Source organism: Corallococcus terminator, from assembly GCF_003611635.1.
Taxonomy (GTDB): domain Bacteria; phylum Myxococcota; class Myxococcia; order Myxococcales; family Myxococcaceae; genus Corallococcus; species Corallococcus terminator.
Window position 1 is genome coordinate 1 of record NZ_RAVZ01000743.1, and the last position, 825, is coordinate 825.

Annotated in this window: 1 protein-coding gene; it reads left to right on the forward strand. The window is 65.6% G+C overall.

All coding sequences use genetic code 11. The annotated features are described in order from the left end of the window. Positions 1-418: RCC1 domain-containing protein (locus tag D7V88_RS41915; RefSeq protein WP_372241178.1), on the forward strand; the 418-nt coding region annotated here is incomplete at its 5' end. Positions 419-825: the final 407 nt, after the last annotated feature.

Below are 825 nucleotides of genomic sequence, written 5' to 3' on the forward strand. Positions count from 1 at the left end.
CGCCTTGAAGCAGGACGGCACCGTCTGGGCCTGGGGATACAACTCCAATGGCCAGCTCGGGGATGGGACGACCACCAGTCGCAACACGCCGGTGCAGGTTCAGGGTTTGACGGGCGTCACCGCCCTTGCCATGAACGGCGAGCATTCGCTCGCCTTGAAGCAGGACGGCACCGTTTGGGCCTGGGGCAACAACTACTCTGGCCAGCTCGGTGACGGGACGACCACCGACCGCCACACGCCAGTCCGGGTACAGGGCCTGACGGGTGTCACCGCCCTCGCCGCGGGCGACATCCACACGCTCGCCTTGAAGCAGGATGGCACCGTCTGGGCCTGGGGGGACAACCGCGTCGGCCAACTCGGGGATGGGACAACCATGGAGCGCCACACACCCATGCAGGTGCTGGGCCTGAGTCTCTGACGAGGTGCTGGGCGCTTGCGTTTGGCAGGCGCGCCCTGCGCGACGCAGACGCATGCGGCAGGGCCCTGGGGAAAGGGTAAGCGCTCGCCGTGCCCCGTCACAACGGGGCACGGCGAACACTTACGACTTGGCGGCCTGCGGGTTCTCAACGACAAACGTTCGACCTAGCGACACCATCCCTTGTAGGTGTGGTCCTTCAGAATCTCAGCACCGCCGGTCCCCCACATGGCCAAATCAATGTAGATGCACGAATTCGACGCGCTCATCGTGAGCGCCCCCGCAACCGGCCAATCTTCCCGATCGGAAGCCTCAGCAGGGCGAGGGCGAAGTCTGTGGGCGGATTGGCCGGTTAGTTGACCGTTAACCGGTCAATCCGTCCGCAGACGTCTGCGGTCAGGGCCCAGGGG